The organism is Bacillus sp. SIMBA_008 (genome assembly GCF_046535495.1).
GTDB classification, from domain to species: Bacteria; Bacillota; Bacilli; order Bacillales; family Bacillaceae; genus Bacillus; species Bacillus subtilis.
In genome coordinates, this window is the sequence record NZ_JAWRWL010000025.1 from 1 (window position 1) to 470 (window position 470).

Genomic DNA, 470 nt, shown 5'->3' on the forward strand with positions numbered 1-470 from the left:
GTTTCATGGTGAATTCTCTCTTTCTTTAATTGATTAAAATCTTTGTTTGCTCACTGCCATAAATTTGCTATGATAAAATATAACATAATTAGTAGCCGGAGGAAGGAGGCAAATCTATGAAATCCAAGATTCCATCTGAAGAAGTGGCCGTAAAGATGAATGAATGGTATAAGCTGATCCGCGCGTTTGAAGCCGATAAAGCTGAAGCGCTGAAGCGGGAGCTTCAATATGAACTCGAAGATATGGAAGAAAATCAGGATTTATTGTTGTATTTTTCATTGATGGAATTTAGGCACCGCATCATGCTGGATAAATTAAAACCCATGAAAGACGGCGACTGCCAGCCTCCGTTCTCTGAAATGCTCACTGAGATTGAGATGAACCAGCAAAAGCTGACCGGCTTACTGGAATATTATTTTTACTATTTCAGAGGAATGTATGAATTTAAGCAGAAAAACTTCATCTCAGCG

The 470-nt window shown here is 38.5% G+C and carries 1 protein-coding gene; it reads left to right on the forward strand.

What is annotated here, in order from left to right:
* Positions 1-116: 116 nt before the first annotated feature.
* Positions 117-470 (forward strand): response regulator aspartate phosphatase (locus tag SB658_RS21875; protein WP_486308197.1); only part of this gene is annotated, 354 nt, incomplete at its 3' end.